Annotated in this window: 17 protein-coding genes and 1 pseudogene; 9 read left to right on the forward strand and 9 right to left on the reverse strand. The window is 74.5% G+C overall.

Going from position 1 to position 21,295, the window contains the following annotated elements; genetic code table 11:
• Nucleotides 1-37: 37 nt before the first annotated feature.
• The gene (locus SNR22_RS25910) at nucleotides 38-454 is read right to left on the reverse strand and encodes a helix-turn-helix domain-containing protein (RefSeq protein ID WP_320069270.1); all 417 of its coding nucleotides are present in this window, start codon (nucleotides 452-454) and stop codon (nucleotides 38-40) included.
• 289 nt (nucleotides 455-743) lie between these two features.
• Between SNR22_RS25910 and SNR22_RS25915 the strand changes: the two genes are divergently transcribed.
• On the forward strand, nucleotides 744-1,202 hold the full coding sequence (locus tag SNR22_RS25915; protein ID WP_320069271.1) for a hypothetical protein: 459 nt from the start codon (nucleotides 744-746) through the stop codon (nucleotides 1,200-1,202).
• A gap of 101 nt (nucleotides 1,203-1,303) precedes the next feature.
• On the opposite strand, the gene SNR22_RS25920 is transcribed toward SNR22_RS25915, so the two are convergent.
• From SNR22_RS25920 to SNR22_RS25935, 4 genes are all read right to left on the reverse strand, one after another.
• Nucleotides 1,304-2,467, reverse strand: coding sequence for an SAM-dependent methyltransferase (locus tag SNR22_RS25920; protein WP_320069272.1), 1,164 nt, complete (start codon nucleotides 2,465-2,467; stop codon nucleotides 1,304-1,306).
• Nucleotides 2,468-2,653: 186 nt separating this feature from the next.
• Nucleotides 2,654-4,372 (reverse strand): DEAD/DEAH box helicase, encoded by a 1,719-nt coding sequence (locus SNR22_RS25925; RefSeq protein WP_320069273.1) that lies wholly within the window; start codon nucleotides 4,370-4,372, stop codon nucleotides 2,654-2,656.
• A gap of 438 nt (nucleotides 4,373-4,810) precedes the next feature.
• Nucleotides 4,811-5,038 (reverse strand): DUF3107 domain-containing protein, encoded by a 228-nt coding sequence (locus tag SNR22_RS25930; RefSeq protein WP_320069274.1) that lies wholly within the window; start codon nucleotides 5,036-5,038, stop codon nucleotides 4,811-4,813.
• A gap of 65 nt (nucleotides 5,039-5,103) precedes the next feature.
• Nucleotides 5,104-5,742, reverse strand: coding sequence for a TetR/AcrR family transcriptional regulator (locus tag SNR22_RS25935; RefSeq protein WP_320069275.1), 639 nt, complete (start codon nucleotides 5,740-5,742; stop codon nucleotides 5,104-5,106).
• 545 nt (nucleotides 5,743-6,287) lie between these two features.
• Between SNR22_RS25935 and SNR22_RS29500 the strand changes: the two genes are divergently transcribed.
• The 5 genes and pseudogenes from SNR22_RS29500 (at nucleotide 6,288) to moeZ (ending at nucleotide 13,565) form a co-directional block, all read left to right on the forward strand.
• The gene (locus tag SNR22_RS29500; RefSeq protein ID WP_413775709.1) at nucleotides 6,288-9,251 is read left to right on the forward strand and encodes a hypothetical protein; all 2,964 of its coding nucleotides are present in this window, start codon (nucleotides 6,288-6,290) and stop codon (nucleotides 9,249-9,251) included.
• Between the two features lie 45 nt (nucleotides 9,252-9,296).
• Nucleotides 9,297-10,271, forward strand: coding sequence for an alpha/beta hydrolase (locus tag SNR22_RS25945; protein WP_320069276.1), 975 nt, complete (start codon nucleotides 9,297-9,299; stop codon nucleotides 10,269-10,271).
• Between the two features lie 5 nt (nucleotides 10,272-10,276).
• Nucleotides 10,277-11,311 carry a DUF3152 domain-containing protein gene (locus SNR22_RS25950; RefSeq protein WP_320069277.1) on the forward strand — a complete coding sequence of 345 codons (1,035 nt, stop codon included), beginning with the start codon at nucleotides 10,277-10,279 and terminating at the stop codon, nucleotides 11,309-11,311.
• 133 nt (nucleotides 11,312-11,444) lie between these two features.
• On the forward strand, nucleotides 11,445-12,275 hold the full coding sequence (locus SNR22_RS25955; protein ID WP_320069278.1) for a DUF3152 domain-containing protein: 831 nt from the start codon (nucleotides 11,445-11,447) through the stop codon (nucleotides 12,273-12,275).
• A gap of 41 nt (nucleotides 12,276-12,316) precedes the next feature.
• Nucleotides 12,317-13,565 (forward strand): annotated as a pseudogene (gene moeZ, locus SNR22_RS25960) (adenylyltransferase/sulfurtransferase MoeZ).
• A gap of 266 nt (nucleotides 13,566-13,831) precedes the next feature.
• Here the strand turns inward: moeZ and SNR22_RS25965 are convergent.
• Together SNR22_RS25965 and proB are read right to left on the reverse strand one after the other, a co-directional pair.
• A complete protein-coding gene (locus tag SNR22_RS25965) occupies nucleotides 13,832-15,076 on the reverse strand; it encodes a glutamate-5-semialdehyde dehydrogenase (protein ID WP_320069280.1) in 1,245 nt (414 codons plus the stop codon).
• Nucleotides 15,077-15,122: 46 nt separating this feature from the next.
• The gene (gene proB / locus SNR22_RS25970) at nucleotides 15,123-16,280 is read right to left on the reverse strand and encodes a glutamate 5-kinase (RefSeq protein ID WP_413775708.1); all 1,158 of its coding nucleotides are present in this window, start codon (nucleotides 16,278-16,280) and stop codon (nucleotides 15,123-15,125) included.
• 36 nt (nucleotides 16,281-16,316) lie between these two features.
• Here proB and SNR22_RS25975 point away from each other — a divergent pair, with 36 nt between their 5' ends.
• From SNR22_RS25975 to SNR22_RS25985, 3 genes are read left to right on the forward strand one after another with little or no spacing between them, the layout of a single operon-like run.
• Nucleotides 16,317-16,628, forward strand: a complete 312-nt coding sequence (locus tag SNR22_RS25975) for an MGMT family protein (protein WP_320069282.1) — start codon at nucleotides 16,317-16,319, stop codon at nucleotides 16,626-16,628.
• Between the two features lie 32 nt (nucleotides 16,629-16,660).
• Nucleotides 16,661-18,070, forward strand: a complete 1,410-nt coding sequence (locus tag SNR22_RS25980) for an MFS transporter (protein ID WP_320069283.1) — start codon at nucleotides 16,661-16,663, stop codon at nucleotides 18,068-18,070.
• A gap of 26 nt (nucleotides 18,071-18,096) precedes the next feature.
• Entirely contained in the window at nucleotides 18,097-19,587 is a 1,491-nt protein-coding gene (locus SNR22_RS25985) for a pyridoxal phosphate-dependent decarboxylase family protein (RefSeq protein WP_320069284.1), read from the forward strand.
• 144 nt (nucleotides 19,588-19,731) lie between these two features.
• Here the strand turns inward: SNR22_RS25985 and SNR22_RS25990 are convergent, their stop codons facing one another.
• Both SNR22_RS25990 and SNR22_RS25995 read right to left on the reverse strand, forming a co-directional pair.
• Entirely contained in the window at nucleotides 19,732-20,607 is an 876-nt protein-coding gene (locus tag SNR22_RS25990; RefSeq protein WP_320069285.1) for a hypothetical protein, read from the reverse strand.
• A gap of 1 nt (nucleotide 20,608) precedes the next feature.
• A complete protein-coding gene (locus tag SNR22_RS25995; RefSeq protein ID WP_320069286.1) occupies nucleotides 20,609-21,157 on the reverse strand; it encodes a SigE family RNA polymerase sigma factor in 549 nt (182 codons plus the stop codon).
• Nucleotides 21,158-21,295: the final 138 nt, after the last annotated feature.

Raw genomic sequence — 21,295 nt, forward strand, 5'->3', positions numbered from 1 at the left:
GACCCCGGTGCCGCTCGGCCCGGGGAGGCGGTGCCGGTCAGCCGGCGCGGCGGGCGGGGCGGCGAGCCAGGTAGCGGAGCAGGTCGCGGATGTGGTGCTTCTCCTCGGCCGGCACGGCCGGGTCGGCCAGCCGCTGGAGGATGACCCGGACGTCGGCCTCAACCGGCCCCTCATCGCCCCGCTGGCGGGGGGCGGGGCCCGAGTCGGGCAGGCCGAGGGCCCGGAAGGCTGCCGTCACGGGCAGGTCGAGGGCCGCGCAGAAGCCCCGCACCTTCGCCAACTCCGGGTAGTCCTGCCAGTCGCCGGCCAACCACCGGAAGACGGTGGAGCGGCCCACCCCGGTGTGCGTCGCGAGGTCGCTGACGGTCCAGCCACGCTCCTCCCGAGCGTCGTCGATGGCCCGTCGCACGAAACGTGCGAAGGCCATCTGCGGCGAAACCTCTGGCGAAGCCATCCCTGCGGAGTCTTCTTCCTTCCCGGCCGGAGCACCGGACAGTGCCCTTCGAGGGTAGTACCACCGACAGTGGACGCAAGGGAGCATCTGCCCCTTGATCATGGTCGGCAACGCCAATCCTGGACAACCTGCGGGTAACGCTCATATTTTTCCCGGTGGGCCGAGCCCCGGTTTCCACAAAGCCCGGACCGGTGGCTGTCGGTGTTCGTCGGACGTCAACTAAGCTCGATGCTCGCCCCCGTACCGTCCCAGGCCGGCCGCCCACTCGGACGCGCCGATGAGGAGCCGCATGGCCGAGTCGAGCCGTCCCCTGCCGTACCGCCCGGGTGCGGTCAGCCTCTTCTTCGTGGCCAAAGCCGGCGTCTTCGCCGCCGGCTTCTGGATCTGGCTCCTGGCCCTCGTGCTCGGTGTCGACGAGGCCGGCGGGGCGCACGTCCTGGCCGCTGCGGGTGCGGTCGCCACGACGCTCGTCGGCGTGGTGCTCGGTGCCCGGATGGCCCTGCAACGCAACGCGGCTGTGCGGCACGCCGAGCTCAAGCGGCTGCTGGTCGACATCTCCTGGAACGCCTTCACCGCCGCCGGCAACGCCGAGACCCAGGGCAAGGTGGTGCCCTTCCCGACGATGTCGCCAGAGCCCGAGAGCTCCGGCCGGGGCATCGGGGAGCGGGTGTCGGTCTTCGACCGCAGCTCCACCAACGAGCGGACGTCGGGGCGGGATCGGGGCGGCAACGGCGAGCGGCGCCGCTGAGCGACCCGCACGGGCCATATGTACTCGCAGGACCCGTACGTCCTTGCCCGGGCCGCACCGCACCGTCGCGCCCAGGTGGGCTGCGGGCCGCGCCGGCGGGGTCAGCCCGCCGTGGTGGTGAGCAGCGTCTCCAGGCGCGGCGTGACCTGCCACTGGTCGAGCAGCGCCCGGTACTCCGCCCGCTGTGCGGCATCGGAAGCGGCATCGGGAGCGGCACCGCCCCGGCGGGCCCGGATCAGCAGGTTCCGGGGGGTGTGCTGGGAATCGACGAACTCCACCACCTCGGTGCGGTACCCGTGCAGCCGCAGCAGCGCGGCCCGCAACGAGTCGGTGAGCACGTCCGCGAACCGCTCACGCAGGATGCCCTGCCGGGTCAGCAGTTCATACGGTGCCGGGGCCGGCCGGGCGCGTAGCTGGGCGGCGAGGTCGTGGTGGCAGCACGGCGCGGCGAGCACCCACCGGGCGTCCCACCGTACGGCGCGGGCCAGCGCCTCGTCGGTGGCGGTGTCGCAGGCGTGCAGGGCGAGCACCAGGTCGGGCGCGGGTTCGACGCCCGCGTCGGCGATCGTGCCGGCCACGAAACTCACCCGGTCGGCCCAGCCCAGCCGCTCGGCCAGCTCGGTGTTGCGCCGCCGCTGGTCCTGCCGTACGTCGACGCCGACCAGCCGTACGTCCAGTCCCCGTTGGGACAGGTAGCGGTACGCGGCGAAGGTCAGGTACGCGTTGCCGCAGCCCAGGTCGACGACCCGCAGGGTGCCGGTGAGGTCGTCCGGCAGGGTGGCGGCCAGCGCCCGCAGGAACGCGTCGACCTGGCGGCGCTTCGCCGCCGAGCCACCGATCTCGGCGAAGATCTCGTCGCCCGGGTCGAGCAGCCACTCCTTGGCCCGGTCGTGGCCGGCCGGCTCGGCCACCGGTCGGGCGGCGGCCGACCGGTGCACCTGCGCCTCGCCGGACTTGGTCACCCGAAGCTGGAGCGTCACATCGGTCGTTTCCACGTGCCAGTTGCCGAACGGCTCGGCCAGCAGGGCGTCCACGGCGGTGTCGGCCTCCGTGCCGGGCGCGACATTGCGGGTGTACGGGCGGACTCCGTCGGAGGTGGCGATCTGCAACCGGGGGCCGCCCTTGAGGGCGACCGGGCGCAGTTCGGCCCGGACCATCGAGGGGCGGTGCCCCCGGCGGCGGCCGGCGGCGACCGCCCGGGTCAGCGCGGGGTCGAGCAGCAACGCCCGGACCTCGGTCAGGGCGGCGTCCAGCGGTTGGGGCATCTCTTCATCTTCCTTGTCGCGTCGCGGGCCCCGCCGCCCGGCCGGTGGTCGGTGGGGCGGCCCGGTTCACCGGGCCAGCGCTACGGAGCCGGGCCAGCGCTACGGAGCCGGTCAGGGCCCCGGGCCGGAACGGGACATCCCCTGCGCCGGTCACCGGCGCAGGGGATGTCGACGTGTCGAACGTGGTCAGTCGGCGGTCGCCTCGGCGGGCGTACCCGTGCCGGAACCACCCCGGCGGCGCCGGCGGCGGCGCGGCTTGCCCGGCTCGCCCTCGGCCGTGCCCGGCTCGGCACCGGTCGCCTCGGCGGAGATCACTGCGGTCGGCTCGCCGGCGACCGCCTCACCGGGCAGGCGGCGACGCCGGCGGCGCGGGGTGCGGGTGCCCTCCGCGGCGGTCTGGTCGGCGGCCTGGTCGACGGGAGCCTCGACGGCGTTCGGCTCGGCGGCGGCCGAGTCGGGGCGGCCTCGACGGCGTTCGCCGCCGGTGCGTGCCTCGCCACCGGCGCGGCCCTCGCCACGACTGCGGCCCTCGCCGCGCCGAGGGGGCCGCCCGCCACCGCCACCGGCGCTGTCACCGCGCCGGGGTCGGCCACCGAGGTCCTCCTCGATTTCGGCCGACAGCCCGGCCCGGGTCCGCTCCGCCGTCGGCAGCGTGCCGCTGACATCGCGGGAGATTTCCAGGTCGGTGTAGAGGTGCGCCGAGGTGTGGTACGTCTCCGCCGGCTCCGGCATGTCGAGCCCGAGCGTCTTGTCGATGATCCGCCAGCGGGGCATGTCGTCCCAGTCGACGAAGGTCACCGCGACGCCCGTGGCGCCGGCCCGCCCCGTACGACCGATCCGGTGGGTGTAGGTGTCCTGGTCCTCGGGGCAGTCGTAGTTGATGACGTGGGTGACGCCGGTGACGTCCAGCCCTCGGGCGGCCACGTCGGTCGCCACCAGGATGTCGATCTTGCCGGCCCGGAATGCGCGCAGGGCCCGCTCCCGGGCACCCTGGCCCAGGTCGCCATGCACGGCGGCCACGGCGAAGCCGCGGAAGTCGAGGTCCTCGGCGACCCGGTCGGCGGCCCGCTTGGTCCGGGTGAAGATCATGGTGAGGCCGCGCCCCTCCGCCTGGAGGATCCGGGCGACGATCTCGACCTTGTTCATCGAGTGGGTGCGGTAGACCAGCTGCTCGGTCTGCGGCGACGGCCCGGTCTCGGCGGTGTGCCCGGCGTGGATCGTCATCGGCTGGCGCAGGAAGCGCCGGGACAGAGTGACGATCGGGTCCGGCATGGTGGCCGAGAAGAGCATGGTCTGCCGGTCCTCCGGCAGCATCTTCAGGATCTTCTCGACGTCGTCGAGGAAGCCCAGGTCGAGCATCCGGTCGGCCTCGTCGAGCACCAGCGCGTGCACCCGGTCGAGCCGCAGGTGCTTCTGCTTCTGCAGGTCCATCAGGCGGCCGGGGGTGCCGACCAGAATCTCCACGCCCTTGCGCAGCGCGTCGATCTGCGGCTCGTAGGCCACGCCACCGTAGATCGGCAGCACCCGGATGCCCCTGGTCCGGCCGGCGGCGGCGAGGTCCTTGGCGACCTGGATGCCCAGCTCGCGGGTGGGGACGACGACGAGGGCCTGCGGCACACCGTCGCCGCCCTCGGCAGGAGCGAAGACCCGCTCCAGCAGTGGCACGCCGAAGCCGAGGGTCTTGCCGGTGCCGGTCGGTGCCTGGCCGATCATGTCGACGCCGCGCATCGCGATCGGGATCGCGTATTCCTGGATGGCGAACGCGCGGGTGATGCCGGCTGCGGCCAGCGCTTCGACGGTCTCCGGCCGGGCGCCGAGCTCGGCGAAAGTGGGAGCCTCCGGGCGGACCGGGGCTGTCGGGGCCAGCTCCTGGCCGTCTGTGAGGTCGGAAATTTGCTCGCTCATATGGATTTGGGGGTGCCCTCTCGTGGTGCGCCCCTCATGTCCTCAGGGCGCGGTCGGTAGTTGCGCGGGCCACACGGTCGGGGGGCGGAATCGCCGAGCTGGACCGGGCCGCACGCGCGTCGCAGGCAGGACTTCGATGAGATCGACGTCCGCGGCAACTGCTCTATACTACCTGAGCCTTCACGATGTCGTCCCTGTTCAGGGGTGCGTCCCACCATCCGGGGGTCGCTAGTGTGACCTGTGCCACATGCGCTCGGCGCTATGCGTCGGCTGCCCCGCCCGCTTCGGCCGGGCTCGGTGGTCTCCCCGCACCTCGGACGCTGGCACCCCCGGAGGGCGGCGTGGGCGGTGCTGTTTGTGGCGCGGCGCCGTCGTCGGGCCGCGCTGCGGCGTCCGGGGCAGGCGGTGTGTGACGCCCAGCCACGGACGCCGGACGGATCAGCGGACGGTGAAACCGACCGCCCGCGGGGACGCCTCGGCGATCTCGACGTAGGCGACCTTGCCGATCGGCACGATGACCCGCCGACCCTTCTCGTCGGTCAGGGAAAGCGTGCCGTCGCCCTTGGCGATGGCGTCGGTCACGATCTGCTCGATCTCGGCCGGCGACTGCGCGCTCTCCAGAACCAGCTCGCGCGGCGCGTACTGCACGCCGATCTTGACCTCCACGATGCCTCCTCAATCGGGGCGAAAAAGCCGCCGTGGGAAGGCTATCCGATCTCGCGACCGGATGTTCAGGCTGACTCACCCTGTAGCGGGAAGCTGGCGATGCCCCGCCAGGAGAGCGCGGCCACGAGCGCCTCGGCCTCGGCCTTGGGCACCTGCCGGCCGCGGGCGAGCCAGAACTGCGCCGCCGTCTCCGCCGCGCCCACCAGCGCCGAGGAGAGCAGTTCGGCGTGCGCCCGGCTGACCCCGGTGTCGGAGATGATCGTGTCGGTTATCGCCGCGATGCAACCCTGCTCCACCCGTTCCACCCGCTGCCGCACGGCCGGATCGTTGCGCAGGTCGGACTCGAAGACGAGGCGGAAAGCCTCGCTCTCGTGGTCGACGAAGTCGAAGTAGGCGCGCACCGACGCGCTGACCCGCTCCTTGTTGTCGTTGGTGCCACGCATGGCCTCGTGCACCTTGGCCAGGATCGCGTCGCAGTGCGTGTCCAGCAACGCCAGGTAGAGGTCCATCTTGCCCGGGAAGTGCTGGTAGAGCACGGGCTTGGAGACCCCCGCCCGCTCGGCTATGTCGTCCATCGCAGCAGCGTGGTAGCCCTGCGCGACAAACACCTCCTGCGCTGCCGCGAGCAGCTGCTTGCGCCGCGCCGAGCGGGGCAGGCGGGTGGGCCGGCCGGCGGTCTGAGCGCCGTTCCCCACAGCCGTCATGGCAACCTCCGAAACTGTTCGTGCGAGCTGGCACTTATCGCCCGAACCGGTCGGGGTTCGTGAACCCCTCGCGGAATTGGCCCGCCGCTGTAACTTATCGCCACTGTCACCACACGGTAGCCTCAGCGGGGGCGACCAAGGAGCGCGCGGTGAGTGAAACAGGGCAACCCGGTGCGGCCACCCCGGGAGAGCACGGCGACGGAACGGGGCAGCAGGATGACCTGGCCCCTTCCGTCAGCGGGTGGGCGCCCTCGCCGGCGGGCTGGTCCACCGGTGGCGACGGGCCGCAGAAGTCGTCGTCCCCCTGGCGCCGGTCCGAGCCCGCCTCCGGGTGGGGCGCCTCGTCGCCACGCCACGGCGATCTTCCGATGCCGCTGCCGGGGCCGCCCCCCGAGTCAGGGCCACCGGTCCGGGTGAACGGTCACCCGCACGTCAACAGTGTGAGCCCCGCCGGGGAGGACTCTCCGGCGGCTCGCCGGGCCCCGGGCAGCCTGCCGCCGCTCAACGGAGAGCCCGGTCCAGACGGCGACCGTGAGCGGTTGGCCGTGCCCGCACAGCGTCCCGCGCCGGCCGTGGAACGGTTGGCCGGGCAGCAGCACGGCGCCGAGGCGGACGAGACCTCCGCCCGGTACTCCTCGGAGGAACCGCCGACGTCCCGTGCCAGCCGCTGGTCCGACGGTGGCATCCCGTTGTCCGAACCCCCGGTCGTGCAGGTGCCCCCGGTCGGCATGGCCGCCTCCGGCTTCGAGGTGCCACCCAGGCTGCGCGCCTCCATCCCCGGCCGCTCCGTCCCCGAGCCGGCCGCGTCGACCGGTTCGCCCCTCGACTGGGCCGACCACCCCGCCGACCGAAACGATCGCCCCGCCGACCGGGCCGATCACCCTGCCGACCAAAACAACCGCCCCGCTGACCGGGCCGACCGCCCCGCCGACTGGGCCGACCGCCCCGCCGACCGGGCCGACCGGTTTCCGCCCGACGTCGAGCCGCGCCGGTACCCGCCGGCCGGGTCGCCGGCCGCCGAGCGGCCCTCCCGTCCGTCCGCCGGCGATCAGGTCGACCGCTTCGCAGCCGGCCAGGGGCCGGTGGGTCAGCCCGTTCATCCGTCCGACGGGAACCGCCCGGTGGACGCCGAGCGCCCGCCGCACCCGGTGGACGCCGAGCGCCCGCCGCACCCGGTGGACGCCGAGCGCCCGCCGCACCCGGTGGAGGCCGAGCGCCCGCCGCACCCGGTGGACGCCGAGCGCGCCGGCTACCCGCCCGTGGCCGATGACCGTCGGGCCGCCGGAGAGCGCGGCGACGAGCGCACGGCGCAGCCCGAGCCGGGCTGGGCCGGCCCCGACTGGAACAGGCCGAGTTGGGGCGACGGCTGGGCGCCGCCGTGGTCCCGAGAGCAGGGCGGGGACCCCGGTCCCCGGTCCCGCGAGGAGATCGCCCCGGTCGCCCGTCGCGCTCGTGAGGATGAGTACCCGGCCGCCCGTCGGTCTCCGGGTGAGGAGGACCCGATCGGTCGCCGTTTCCGCGAGGAGGAAAGCGACGCAGCCCTCGGCCGGTCCCGCGAGGAGCGGGCCGTCGACTGGGCGCCGGAGCCGAGCCGCCCCTACCAGCCCGAGGCTGGTCGCCGCCCCTACGAGGTAGAGCCGAGCCGTCCCCACCAGGTAGAGCCGAGCCGTCCCCACCAGGCCGAGCCGAGCCGTCCCCACCAGGCCGAGGTCGGTCGCCCCCCCGAAGGCGAGCCAACCGGCCCCCCCGCGGGGGATCCGGTCCGTTCCCACCTGGGAGGGCTGATCCGGCCTCAAGTGGGTGATCCGGTCCGTTCCCACGCGGGGGAACCGACCGGTCCGCACGCAGGGGAGCCGACCCGGCCGTTTGAGGGGGAGGCCGGTCGGCTTCACGAGACGGAGCCGCGTCGGCCGTACCAGCCGGTGCGGGCCGAAACGGCGCAGTCGCTGCGCTCCGGGGCCCCCGGACCGTACGAGTTTTCCCGGCCGGAGCCGCGTCCGGGCCCCGAGTCGGTCACCCAGGCCGCACCGGAGCCGATCGAGCGCCCCGCCTGGGCCGGCGGGGGACCCGCGCCCGCTCCGCCCGCGCCCGGTTACGACGAACCGGACACCGCAGCCGTCGACTCGGCCGAGCTGCTGGCCGCCCGGCCGTTCCGGCTGCGTCCGGCCCCCGAGGACACTCCGCCCGCCGAGTTCCCCGGCCAACCGCCGGCCCCCATCGGTGCCGGGCCGACCGCCGCACCCGCCACGAGCGGGATCGGGCGGCTCATCCGCACCCCGTCAGCGCCCGTTCCGACGAGCGCGCCCCCGTATGCGGCCCGCCGATCCGCACCCGACCCGGTATCCCCGGCCACCCCGGTCGACGAGAACCGGCACCCGGACCGCACCTTGGCGGTGCTGCCGCAGCGCGTCCCCGCCGAACCGGACGTCCCCGTAGTGCCGGAGCCGCCAGCCGTGGAGCCCCCCGCCGAAACCCCAGAACTCGCCCGCATCGCCACCCATCTACGCCGGGACGACGAGCCCGCGCCGCCACAGGAGCGGCCCGAGGGGTTCGACGTCGACGCCATCCTCGACGCGGTACAGGGCGTCACCGGTGTGCGGGGCGCTGAGCTGCGCCGTACCCCGGCCGGCGCGCACAGCCTCCGTCTCGACCTCGCCGATGGCGCGGACCCGGCCGAGGTGAGCCGGCACGTGGCCCGACTGCTCCAGGACCGGATGGGGCTGGCCGCGGCCCCGCAGAACCTTCCCGGAATACCGAGCATCCTGCCGCCCGCGCCGGTGCGCCGCCGCTCGGCGGAGCCACCGGTGGACGCCCGGGTTCCCGACGTCCGGGGCGCTCGGGTTCCCGAGGGTCGTTCGCCCGCCGAGGCATCGCCGTACCGGGGCGACCGTCGCTTCGAATCGGGGGGCGAGCCGCTGCGTCGCCGCCGTCAGGCGACCGCGCACCGTGGTCGCGCCGCCGTGGAGGAGTCGGGTCAGCTGGCACCCGCCCCGGCCGGCGCCGCGACCGGCAGCCCGGCGACGCTCGGCGCCTCGTACTCGGGTGGCCAGATGACCACGACGGAGACCGCGCCGTCGCGACCGTTGGACACCGGCGGCGTGCCGGGTCCCCGCGTGGTGATCGACCACGTCCAGGTCAGCACCTTCGGCCTCGACGCCACCGTGGAGGTCCGGCTCTTCGCTGGCACCGAGAGCGCGGCGGGGCTCGCCACCGGGCCCGCCGTGGACGGTTACCTGCTGCGGCTCTGTGCGGTAGCCGCCGCGGCGGCGGTGGACCAGCTGCTGCGCGGCGGGGAGCAGAAGACCGACCGGGGGCGGTGCTTCGTCGAGCACACCGCGGTGGTGCCGTTCGGCAACTGCGAGGTCGCCACGGTCGTGGTGCTGCTGGTCTGCGACGGTTGGGTCGAGCAACTCGCCGGTTCGGCGCTGGTCGCCGGCGATCCGCGGCAGGCTGTGGTCCGGGCCACCCTGGCGGCGGTCAACCGGCGGCTCGAGGCGCTGTTGGCCTGACCGGTCTCTTTCGCGAACGGCCGGGGCCCAGGCAGACTTGGAGCCATGAAGCGCGCCACCCTCGGGCCGGACCACCTCCTTCCCGCGCACGAGGTTCCGCCGCCGTGGCCCGGGCGGGAGATCCGCCTCGACGGCTCGGTCCTGCACGTCCGGGACACCCCGGCCACCACGCCTGGCGCGGAACCGGCGCTCTACGTGCACGGTCTCGGCGGGTCCGCGCAGAACTGGACGGACCTGGCCGGGCTGCTCGCCGACCGCCTGGACGGCCAGGCCGTCGACCTGCCCGGGTTCGGGCTCAGCGAGCCGGGGCGGCGCTACACGATCCCCGCCTTCGCCGACCGGCTGGTCCGCTGGATCGAGCACTCCGACCGGGGGCCGGTGCACCTGTTCGGCAACTCGCTGGGCGGGGCCGTCTCGGTGCGGATCGCGGCGCTCCGGCCCGATCTGGTGCGTACCCTGACTCTGGTCTCCCCGGCCTTGCCCTTCCTCGACTTCCGCCGGTCGTTGCAGGGCCGCATGCTGCCGGTGCTGGCCGTCCCCCGGGCGGAACGCCTCGTCGGCTGGCAGCTCGCCCGGGTGACCCCCGAGGCGATGGCGCGGCAGGTCATGGAGTCCTCTGTGGCCGACCTGACCCGGATCAGCGAGCAGCGTCGCCAGGAGACGCTGGAGGAGATCCGGGCACGTAACGATGTCGCCCACTACGCCGCCGCGTACGTGCGCAGCTTCCGCGGGTTGGTCTCCAGCTTCCTGCGCTCGTATCTGCCCGGGTCGGAGTCGCTGTGGCGGATGGCCGCGTCGGTGACCGTGCCGACGCTGGTGATCGGTGGTTCCCACGACCGGCTGGTCGACGTGCGGGTGGCACCGCAGGCTGCCCGGGTGATCCCGGACAGCCGGCTGTTGATGCTCGACGGGGTCGGGCACGTGGCCCAGATGGAGGTGCCCCGCACGGTGGCCCGGGCGGTGCTCGGGCTTCTCGCCGAGACGGAGGAGAGCGCAGCCCGCCGCGACGTGGCAGGCTGACCGGGATGTCCCAATCCCTCTCCCGCCGTGTTCCGCGCGCGACCGCCCCGGCAGTGTCCACCGCGCCCCCCACCCGCCGCCGTGGGCGGGCCGTTCTCCCACTGGTCACGCTCGCCGTGTGCGTGCTGGCCGGCGTGCCGCCGCTGGCCGGCCGGCCGTCGGCGGGCGAGGTGCCGCGTGCACCGGCCGGGGTGGCGGAACTGGCCTTGGCTCAGCCCGCGCCGTCCCTGCCCGCCGCCCCGGCCGCCGCCGGCCCGTTCGGAGCCGCCGGCCCGTTCGGAGCGGCCGGCCCGTTCGCCCCGAGTGGCCAGAGTGGCTCTATCGGCCCGGGTGGCCCGGTTCACCCGAGTGGCCGGACCGACGCGTTCACGGCGTCTGCCCCGGCGGGCTCTTCGTCGCCCACGCCGACCCCAGGCGGGTCTGCGGTGCCGGTGCTGCGGCTGCCAGGCCCGGTGCCGTCGGCTGGCAGGGGAGCTTTCCAGTACGACGATCGGGCCGGTGAGGTGCTCGGCGCGTCCGGCCGGCTGCGTCGCTACCGGGTGGCGGTGGAGAAGGAGACGGGCGAGGACGCGCGCGGGTTCGGCACGGCGGTGCAGGAGGCGCTGGCCGGGCCGGGGAGCTGGGTGGACGGTGGCCGGCTGCGGTTGCAGCGGGTGTCGGGCGAGGGCCGGCACGACTTCACGGTGTACCTGGCCACGGCGCGCACGGCGGGTCGGATGTGCGCGGCCGGCGGGGTCGACATCCGGGTGGGTGGCCGGCCGTACACCTCCTGCCGGACGCCCGGAAAGGTGATCATCAACCTGGACCGGTGGCGGACCTCGGTGCGGCACTTCGTCTCGGCCGACGTGCCGCTGTCGGTCTACCGGACATACGTGGTGAACCACGAGGTCGGGCACCAGCTCGGGCAGCGCCACGAACGCTGCCCGGCCCCGGGCCGGCCGGCTCCGGTGATGATGCAGCAGACCCTGTTCCTGAAGGGATGCGTGGCCAACCCGTGGCCGTATGTGGACGGGCGTCGCCACTCGGGCCCGCCGCTCTGACCCGGCCTCGGCACTCTGATCCGATCCTCCGGCCGTCGGTAGGGCGCGGCGGCGCGCGGGGCAACGCGAGGCGATTTCACGGTACCTGCGGCTAACGCGCGGAAATGCCCGGTTGGTCTGGCAGGCTGAGGGGGTGACTTCGGCGTCCCCTTCCGAGCCGTCCGGCCCCGCCCGCCCGTCCCCGGAGCGGTCCGGGCACCGGACGCGGCGGCTGCGCCCGCGTACCCTGCTCGGCGGCCTTGCCGGGTTGCTGGCGCTCGTCGCGGCGGCGGCCCTGATCCTCGGTGGCGGGCCGTCGGCCGGTCCGGCCGGCATCGGCGGGAGGTGGATCGTGCCCGGCGGTGGCGCGGGCGACCGGGGCGCGTCGACCGGGCAGGCCACGCCGGCCGGCTGGCCGACCAGCGGTTCCGGCCGATTCACCATGGCGGCCGGGGAATCCCCGGTCCAGGGCGCGGACGGGCCGGTGCGCCGCTACCGGGTGCTCGTCGAACAAAACACCGGCCAGGATGCGGACGCCTTCGCGGCCACCGTCGACCAGGTGCTCGGCGACCCGCGCAGCTGGATCGCCTCCGGGCAGTTGCGGGTGCAGCGGATCGCCGACGCCGACGCCGACTTCACCGTCTACCTGGCGACCCCGGCCACCTCCGAGCGGATGTGCGCGTTCGGCGGGCTGAGCACCGAGGGGTACACCTCCTGCCGACTCCCCGGCCAGGTGATCATCAACCTGGCCCGCTGGATGGAGGCGGTTGCGGACTACGGGGCCCCGTTGGAGGTGTACCGGACGTACGTGGTCAACCACGAGGTCGGGCACGAGTTCGGCGAGCTGCACGAGGCGTGCCCCGGCCCCGGCGAACCTGCGCCGGTGATGCAACAGCAGACGTACGGCCTGGACGGCTGCCTCGCCAACGCCTGGCCCTACCTCGACGGCGCCCGGTACGTCGGTGAGCTGATCCCGGGCGTCTGAGATATTCCCGCTCCCGCATGTCGGGCGACGTGGCCCCGCTCATGGCCGAGGAACGCCGGGGCGAGAGACAATGGCCTGGTTCCCACCGCCGATTCCGGGGAGTTCACCGTGTCGTTGCCCCCGCTCGTCGAACCCGCCGCCGAGCTGACCGTTGACGAGATCCGTCGCTACTCCCGCCACCTGATCATCCCCGACGTCGGTGTCGAGGGGCAGAAGCGGCTGAAGAACGCCCGGGTGCTCTGCGTGGGCGCCGGCGGCCTCGGCTCGCCGGGCCTGCTGTACCTGGCTGCCGCAGGCGTCGGGACGCTCGGCATCATCGACTTCGACACCGTCGACGAGTCCAACCTCCAGCGGCAGATCATCCACGGCGTCTCCGACATCGGCCGCTCCAAGGCCGAGTCGGCAGCGGCGTCGATCAGCGAGATCAACCCGCTGGTCCAGGTGGAGATCCACAACACGGCGCTGGACCGGGAGAACGTGCGGGAGATCTTCTCCTCCTACGACCTGATCGTCGACGGCACCGACAACTTCGCCACCCGTTACCTGGTCAACGACGCGGCGGTGCTGCTCGGCAAGCCGTACGTCTGGGGGTCGATCTACCGGTTCGACGGCCAGGCGTCGGTGTTCTGGGCCGAGCACGGCCCCTGCTACCGCTGCCTCTACCCGGAGCCCCCGCCGCCCGGCATGGTCCCGTCCTGCGCCGAGGGCGGCGTCCTCGGCGTGCTCTGCGCGTCGATCGGCTCGATCCAGGTCAACGAGGCGATCAAGCTGCTCGCCGGTATCGGGGAACCGCTGGTCGGCCGGCTGATGGTCTACGACGCCCTGGAGATGGAGTACCGCAAGATCAAGATCCGGAAGGATCCGAACTGTGTGCTCTGCGGCGAGAACCCGACGGTCACCGATCTGCTGGAGGACTACGAGGACTTCTGCGGGGCGGTCTCCGTGGAGGCCCAGGAGGCGATCGTCGACGCGACCATCACCGCGGCTGAGCTCAAGGAGTGGCAGGACGCCGGCAAGGACATCTTCCTGGTCGACGTGCGCGAGCCGGCCGAGTACGAGATCGTCCGTATCCCCGGCTCGACGCTGATCCCCAAGGGCGAGATCATCTCGGGCGAGGCGCTGGCGAAGCTGCCGCAGGACAGGCAGGTCGTGCTGCACTGCAAGTCAGGCGTCCGCTCCGCCGAGGCGCTCGCCGCGCTCAAGGCGGCCGGCTTCCGCGACGCGGTGCACGTCCAGGGCGGCGTGCTCTCCTGGATCAAGCAGATCGACCCCTCGCTGCCCGTGTACTGAGGTGTGCGGAAGGGCCCCTTCCTCCACGCCTCCGGGGGGGCAGGGAAGGGGCCGCCTCCGGCAGGGACAGGGCCGTCTCCGGGCAGGGCAGCGGCACCGGGCCCGGCCGGGCAACCCCGAGGCCCGCCTCTACCTGACGGCCAACGCGCCTTCTGGCTGACCGCGGCCGGCCTGGACGCCCGCGCCGCCGGCCCGCGCTGGACCGCCGGGTCGGCGACGCGTACGCCGCGGTGGTGCACGCCGCGGCCCAGGCACCGGCTGCCCTCTTACCCCCGCAGGTGGCCGTCGCCGGTGACGACGTATTTCGTCGACGTCAGCTCCGGCAGGCCCATCGGCCCCCGGGCGTGCAGCTTCTGCGTCGAGATGCCGATCTCCGCGCCGAAGCCGAACTCGCCACCGTCGGTGAACCGGGTGGAGGCGTTCACCATGACCGCCGCCGCGTCGACCCGGGCCACGAACTCCCGGGCCGCCGACTGCGAGTCGGTGACGATGGCCTCGGTGTGCCCGGTGCCGTACCGGCGGATGTGCGTGACCGCCGCGTCGAGCGAGTCGACGACGGCGACGGAGATGTCCGCCGACAGGTACTCGGTGGCGAAGTCCTCGTCGGTCGCCGGGACCACCGAGGCGGAGTACGTGGCAACCTCCGGGGAGCCGTGCACGGTGACCCCGGCCTCGGCGAACGCGGCCAGCACCGCCGGCAGGAAGGCGTCCGCGATCCGCGCGTGCACCAGCAGCGACTCGGCGGTGTTGCAGGTCGACAGCCGCTGGGTCTTGGCGTTGAGGGTGATCGCGACGGCCTTGGCCAGGTCGGCGGCGGCGTCGACGTAGACGTGGCAGTTGCCCACCCCGGTCTCGATCACCGGCACGGTCGACTCCTCGACCACGGTGCGGATCAGCGACGCCCCGCCGCGCGGGATCAGCACGTCGACCAGGCCCCGGGCCCGCATCAGCTCCTTGACCGAGTCGCGGCTGGAGGCGTCGAGCAGCTGCACCGCGTCCGCCGGGAGCCCCGCGTCGGCGACGGCGTCGCGGAGCACCGCGACCAGGGCGGCGTTGGAGTGCGCCGCCGAGGACGAGCCGCGTAGCAGCGCCGCGTTGCCCGACTTCAGGCAGATCCCGGCGGCGTCGACCGTCACGTTGGGCCGGGCCTCGTAGATGATCCCGACCACCCCGAACGGCACCCGGACCTGGCGCAGTTCCAGGCCGTTGGGCAGGGTCGAGCCGCGGACCACCTCGCCCACCGGGTCGGGCAGCGCGGCCATCTCGCGTAGCGCGTCGGCGATGCCGGCCACCCGGGCGGCGTCGAGGGCGAGCCGGTCCAGCACGGCCGCGCTCAGTCCGGCCTCGCGCCCGGCCGCCAGGTCCGCCGCGTTCGCGGTCAGGATCTCGGGGGTACGCGCCACCAGCGCGTCGGCCATCGCGACCAGCGCGGCGTCCTTGGCCGTACGGGTGGCGACGGCCAGCGCCTCCGCCGCGTCCCGGGCCCGCCGGGCCTGCTCGACGACGCTCATCCTGCACTCCTCAGATGTCGGACGGGCCCCTGCGCGGCCCTGTTGTTCACAGCAGCACCAGGTCGTCGCGGTGGACGACCTCACGTTCGTACGCCGGGCCGAGGGCCGCGGCGAGCTCGCCGGTGGACCGGCCGAGCAGGCCGGGCAGCTCGACGGCGTCGTAGTTGACCAGTCCCCGGGCGACCGGCGCGCCCCCGGTGTCGACCAGGTCCACCGGGTCGCCCGCGGTGAACGTCCCGTCGACGGCGGTGATCCCGGCGGGTAGCAGCGACTTGCGCCGGCCCACCACGGCCGCGACCGCGCCCTCGTCGAGGTGCAGCCGGCCGCGCGGGGTGGTGGCGTGGGCCAGCCAGAACAGCCGGGCGGTCGGGCGTCGCCGCTCGGCGTGGAACAGGGTGCCGACCTGCTCGCCGGCCAGTGCATCGGCGGCCAGCGGCGCGGCGGTGAGCACCACCGGGATGCCGAAGCCGGTGGCGATCCGGGCTGCCTCGACCTTGGTGACCATGCCGCCGGTGCCGACCCCGGCCCGTCCGGCCCCGCCGATCTGCACGCCGGCCAGGTCGCCCTGGTCGCGGACCTCGGTGATCCGGGTGGACCCCGGGCGGGCCGGGTCGCCGGTCCAGAGCGCGTCGACGTCGGAGAGGAGCACCAACAGATCGGCGTGGACCAGGGCGGCGACCAGGGCGGCCAGCCGGTCGTTGTCGCCGAACCGGATCTCCTCGGTGGCCACCGTGTCGTTCTCGTTGACGATCGGCACGGCCCGCAGGTCGAGCAGCTTGCGCAGCGTCCGGTACGCGTTGCGGTAGTGCGCCCGCCGGGTCACGTCGTCGACGGTGAGCAGCACCTGCCCGACGGTGAGCCGGTGCCGGGCGAAGCCGGCCGCGTACCGGCCGATCAGCAGGCCCTGGCCGACGCTGGCGGCGGCCTGCTGGGTGGCCAGGTCGCGCGGGCGGCGGGTGAGCCCGAGCGGGGCGAGCCCGGCGGCGATCGCGCCGGAGGAGACCAGCACCACCTCGCGGCCGGCGGTGGCGAGCCCGGCGAGGGTGTCGACCAACCCGTCGACCCGGGCGTCGTCGAGGCCGCCCGACGCCGTGGTCAGCGAGGACGAGCCGATCTTGACGACGACCCGCCGGGCCGAGGTGACTGCTTCACGCACCCGCCCATTCTGCGTGGTCGGTCCCGCGTACCCGGACGCCGTTCCCATACTCTGGCCGGTCGGGACGGTTGAGGGGCGGCGGGTGTGACACCTGAGGAGTACGTCGAGGCGGTGCTGGAGCTCGTCGAGCGCATTCCGCCGGGCCGGGTGATGTCGTACGGGGCGGTCGCCGACGCGCTCGCCGAGCGCTCGGGGCGGGCGTCGGCCCGGCTGGTCGGATCGATCATGGCCCGGCACGGGGGCGGGGTGCCGTGGCACCGGGTGGTGACGTCCGCCGGCCGGCTGCCGCCCGGTCACGAGGTGGAGGCGCGGGCCCGGCTGCGCGCCGAGGGTGCCCCGCTGCGCCCGTCGGGGGTGGACATGGCGGCGAGTTGGTCCACGGAAGAGGGGATGTGACCCGGGCCATAACGTGAGTAACATTCGGCGTCATGACGCTGCCGCCGGCTGGACCCGGCACACCGTCCGGCGGGCTGCCCCGCCGGGTGCACCTCGGCTACGCGCTCGGCTCCCTGGCCACCGGCGCCTTCGGCACGGTGCCCGGCCTGCTGCTCCTGCCGTACCTGACCGACACCCTGGGCGTCGCCGCCGGGGTGGCGGCCCTGCTGGTGCTCGTGCCGAAGGCGTGGGACGTGCTGGTCAACCCGATCGCCGGGCGGATCTCCGACCGGACCAGGTCGCGCTGGGGCGCCCGCCGGCCGTACCTGCTCTTCGGCGGGCTCGCCCTCGCGGTGCTGTTCGCCGCGATCTTCGCCGCGCCGTTCGGCTCCGGCCCGGCCGCCGCCGGATACGTCGCCGTCGCGTTCCTGGCCGCCGCGACCGCGTTCGCCTTCTTCCAGGTCCCGTACGTGGCGATGCCGGCCGAGCTGACCGACGACTACGCGGAACGTACCCGGCTGATGACCTGGCGGATCGCGGTGCTGGCGGTGGCCATCCTGGTCTCCGGCGCGGTGGCCCCCGCCGTGGTGACCGCCGGCGGCGACGGCGTCGCCGGGCACCGCTGGATGGGCCTCTTCGTGGCCGCGCTGATCGTGCTCGGCGCGGTCGGGGCGTTCCTCGGCACCCGGGGCGCACCTGCCGGGGCGGTGGGCGAGAGCGAGCCGACCCTGCGCGCCCAACTCGCCGTCGCCGGGCGGAACCGGCCGTTCCGGGCGCTGCTGGTCTGCTTCGTGATCCAGTCCGCCGGGGTGGCCACCATCCTGGCCGGGGTCAGCTACTTCGCCGGCCAGGTGCTGCGCGACCCGGACACCGGGCCGACGGTGCTCTTCGCCTGCTTCGTCGGGCCGGCGCTGCTGGTGATGCCGCTCTGGACCCGGGTCGGCGCCCGGGTCGGCAAGCGGGCCGCCCTGATCGCCGCGTCGGTGCTGCTCGCCGCCGGCGCGACCGCCCTGGTCGCCGCGCCGGTACTGCCGGCCGTCGCGGTCTACCTGATGGTCGCCGTGATCGGCGTCGGATACGCCGGCCAGCAGGTCTTCGCGCTGTCCATGCTGCCCGACTGCATCGCGTACGACACCGCGCGCACCGGCCGCCGGCAGGCCGGCGTCTTCACCGGCCTCTGGACGGCGGGGGAGACCTTCGGCCTCGCCCTCGGCCCGGGCATCTACGGCCTGGTCCTTGCGCTCAGTGGCTACGTCTCGTCCGACACCGGCACGGCGGCGGCCCAGTCCGACACCGCCCGCCTGGGCGTCCTCCTCGGCTTCACCGTCCTGCCGGCCCTCCTGGTGGCCCCGCCCCTGCTCCTGCTGCGCCACTACACCCTCACCCGGGCCGACCTCCTCGCCCCCACCCCCCAGCACCGCTCCGTCGACGATGGAGTCGTGCTGGGGGAGAAGAGCCGCTGACCGCACGAGAAGGGCGTCTCCACTTGATGATCGACGACCAGGACACCGGCCGCGCGCTGCCCGAGCGTGGAATGCCGGCCGAGCAGGTGCTCGACGGCATCCGGGGGCTGCGCAAGGGGGACCGGCCCACCCACGGGGGGCGGTTGTTCGCCTACGTCTACGACCCCGCCGTGCCCGGGCTGGACGAGCTGGCCGCCGCCGCCCACGCCGAGAGCGCGCACGTCAACGGGCTCGACCCGACCGCCTTCCCGTCCCTGCTGGCGATGGAGAACGCGCTGGTCGGGGCGGCTGCCCGGCTGCTCGGTGGCGGCCCCGGCAGCACCGCTCCGGACGTCGTCGGCAGTGTCACCGGCGGCGGCACCGAGTCGCTGATCCTCGCCGTGAAGGCGGCCCGCGACGCCCACCCCGAGATCACCGCACCCCGGATCGTGGTGCCGGTCACCGCGCACGCGGCGTTCGCCAAGGCCGCCCACTACCTGCGGATCGCCCTCGACCTCGTCCCGGTCGACCCGGCCACGCTGCGCCCGTCCGCCGCCGACGTGGCCGCCGCGATCCGCCCCGACACCGTGCTGGTCGCCTGCTCCGCCCCCTCGTACGCGCACGGCGTGATCGACCCCGTCGCCGAGATCGCGGCGGTGGCCGCCGCGGCCGGGGTGCGCTGTCACGTCGACGCCTGTTTCGGCGGCTGGACCCTGCCCTGGCTGCGCCGCCTCGGCGCCCCGGTGCCGCCGTTCGACCTCGCCGTCGACGGGGTCACCTCGATCTCGGTCGACCTGCACAAGTACGCGTACGCCCCGAAGGGCGTCTCGGTGCTGCTGCACCGCGACCCGGCGCTGCGTGCCCCGCAGTACTTCGCGTACGCCGACTGGCCCGGGTACACCATGGTCAACCCGGTGATCGCCTCCACCCGCTCCGGCGGGCCGATCGCCGCCGCGTACGCCACCCTGCGGCACCTCGGCGAGGACGGCTACCTGCGGCTCGCCGGGGCGACCCGGGACGCGGTGGCCGGGCTCGCCGACGCGGTGCGGGGCGTCGACGGGCTGCGGCTGCTGGCCGAGCCCGAGTCGACCGTGGTCTGCTTCACCTCCGTAGACCCCGGGTTGGACCTGTTCGTGCTGGTCGACGAGCTGACCGTACGCGGCTGGCACACCCAGCCCCAGCTCGCGTACGGCGAGCTGCCGGCCAGCGTGCACCTCACGGTGACCGCCTCGGTGGCCCCCCGGGTGGCGGAGTTCGGCCCCGACCTGGCCGACGCGGTGGCGGCGGCCCGGGCCGCCGGGCCGGTCGAGCTGCCCGCCGAGCTGGCCGCGCTCGCCGCGACCCTGACCCCGGACGCGCTGACCCCGGAGCTGGTCGCCAGCCTGGCCGCTGGGCTCGGCCTCGGCGGCCCGGCGACCGCCCCCGGCGGCTCCGCGCCGAACGCCACCGTGAACGCCCTGCTGAACGCCGCCCCGCCGGCCCTGCGCGAGCGACTCCTGGTCGAATTCGTCGGCCTCCTGCAACGCCCGACGTACTGACCCCCCACCCCCACCCCCGCGATCTTGCAGTTGGGGCCCCGGCAAAAGGGGCGATACGCCCTTGTCGGGGGCCGTAAGCGCAAGATCGCGGGGGCGGGGGCGGGGGCGGGGGCGGGGCGGGGGTGGGGCGGGGGCGGGGGCGGGTTAGTCGGCGGGCAGGGTGAGGTCGGTGCGGACGGTGTTGTCGGCGGGGGTGCGGTCGGTGGGGAAGCTGCCCTGCACGTTCGCCCGGACCGTCAGAGCGAAGCTGGTGAGCGTCCGGGTCTGCCCGCCCGGGGCGATGTCCACCCGCACCCCGATCCGGTACGACCGGGATCCGCCGACCGGGATCCGCCGGTCGCCGGTGCAGAACATCGTCTTCGTGTCGTCGTCCTGCCCCTGGTGGAAGCAGCCGCCGAGACCGGTGCCGTCGAGGTCGACGGTCGCCTCCACCGGCAGGACCACCACCAGGTCGTTGCTGTCGTACGCGCGGGTGCCGCCGTTGGTGACGGTGAAATCCAGCCAACCCGTGTAGGCGCCCCCGCCCGGCACCAGGGTGACGGCACGCGGGGCGCTGACCGAGAGGTCGACGTACGCGGTCGAGGTCGCCGACGGGGCGGTGGGCGGGGCGGTGGGCGGGGCGGAGGGTCGGGGGGTGCGGCTCGTCGGCTCGGGTGACGGGGTGGCCGGGGTGCTCGGCGTCGGCGTACCGGTGGTGGGCGTCGAGGCCGGGGACGGCGACCACGTCGGTGTCGGGACGGCCGACCCGGTGCCCGGCCAGGCCGACGGGAAGCCGCTGGTGGCGTCGCCGGTGCCCGCCGGGGGCGGGGTCGGGACGCCCCTGCCGGCCAGCGTGACCGCACCCGCCAGCCCGAGCAGCGCCACGGCGACGGCCGGCGCGACGCTGCGGTTGCGCAGCCGCCGGTACGCCCGCCGGCGTGGCTCGTCCGGGTCGGGCTCGGCGACCCGACGCAGGCCGGCGGCGCGCAGGTCGCCGAAGGCGATCGCCAGCCGCTCGTTGTCCTGAGGCCGAGAGTCCATCTCAGTCCACCGTCCTTCGGGTGGGGCTGTCGGCGGCCACGGAGCGGCTGCCACCCGGTCGTGCGGGGTCGTCGTCGCTGAAGTGGGCGGCCAGCGCGGTCCGGGCCCGGTGCAGCCAGGACTTCACCGTGCCCGGGGCCACCCCGCAGTCCTCGGCGATCTCGTTGATCGTGAGCTCGGCCAGGTAGAACAGCACCACCGCGCGCCGGTGGTCCGCCGGCAGGGTAGCGAGCGCGTTGGTCAACGCCACCCGGTCGGGGCCCGGACCGTCCACCACCTCCAGCCGCTGGCGTTGGCTGAACAGCCGGGCCACGCGCAGCCGCCGCCACCGACTGGCCGCCGCGTTCCACGCCACCCGTCGGACCCACGCCACCGGGTCGTCGTAGTGCGCGATCCGGTGCCAGCGGGGCCAGGCCCGGCTGAACGCCTCCTGCACCAGGTCCTGCGCCTCACTCATGTCCCCGACGAACGCGTACAGCTGCACCACCAGCGGCTGGAAGTGGTGGCGGTAGACCTCGTCGAAACCCGGAGCGGCAACCTCCACCACCACGGCCCTCACTTTGATCGTCGGTTGCTCCGAGGCGGCGGGCGCCGCCGGTGCGGGAGGGGTGGGGGGGGGGGGGGGGGGGCGCGCCCCCCCCGCGGGCGCGGCGAGGGACGGCCTCTCAGGGGGGCGCTGGGGGGGCCC

It is taken from the genome of Micromonospora sp. RTGN7, assembly GCF_033804645.1.
Classification (GTDB): Bacteria; Actinomycetota; Actinomycetes; order Mycobacteriales; family Micromonosporaceae; genus Micromonospora.